This window comes from Marinobacterium profundum (assembly GCF_001528745.1).
GTDB classification, from domain to species: Bacteria; Pseudomonadota; Gammaproteobacteria; order Pseudomonadales; family Balneatricaceae; genus Marinobacterium_A; species Marinobacterium_A profundum.
On the sequence record NZ_BCNS01000066.1, the window covers coordinates 1 to 698 of the forward strand.

Consider the following 698-nt stretch of genomic DNA (forward strand, 5'->3'; position numbering starts at 1 on the left):
AGAGCTGTATTAGAGTCAGCGTCTGGTAAGGACGAGAGTTCGATAAGATTTTTCGCCATTGGCGCTTGTACTACAGTACAAGACATATCTCGAATTAATTCGAATCCATATTGTTAAAGAGCGATAAAGCATTGAAGCTTTAAAAGATGAACTTTACTAAAAAGTGCATGTTTTAAAACTCGTGTAGCGCAATGATGTTCCGGATCAGATAATTCCACACCATAGAATGGTGGAGCTATGCGGGATCGAACCGCAGACCTCCTGCGTGCAAGGCAGGCGCTCTCCCAGCTGAGCTATAGCCCCGGAACTTTTCCTAGTATAGAGAGTACACCAGGTTTACAGCATCAACCGTTTTTGATCGGCTGTGATGTCAAAGTGGATTTGAGCCACCCTGAAGATCACCAGGTTTTCGCAAGACAAGGCCTGGAAACGTGACGTATAGCCTGCTATACGAGTGTTGCCATAACGCCGGATTGCGGAAAACTGGTAGGCCTGAGTGGACTTGAACCACCGACCTCACCCTTATCAGGGGTGCGCTCTAACCAGCTGAGCTACAAGCCTACATCATCAAACTTCTAACCTGACTTCAGATCGACCTCACCCACTCTTTATTCAAGATCAGGGGGCGCGCTCTAACCAGTCGAGCTACAAGCTCTTTATCCACAGGTTATCCCCGTGAACATTTCGCTCTCTTTAAC

At 47.0% G+C, this 698-nt stretch carries 2 tRNA genes; both read right to left on the reverse strand.

The annotated features are described in order from the left end of the window. Window positions 1–227 precede the first annotated feature (227 nt). Window positions 228–303: transfer RNA gene (locus MPRO_RS03190), tRNA-Ala, on the reverse strand. Between the two features lie 181 nt (window positions 304–484). After that, window positions 485–561: transfer RNA gene (locus MPRO_RS03195), tRNA-Ile, on the reverse strand. Between the last annotated feature and the right edge of the window lie 137 nt (window positions 562–698).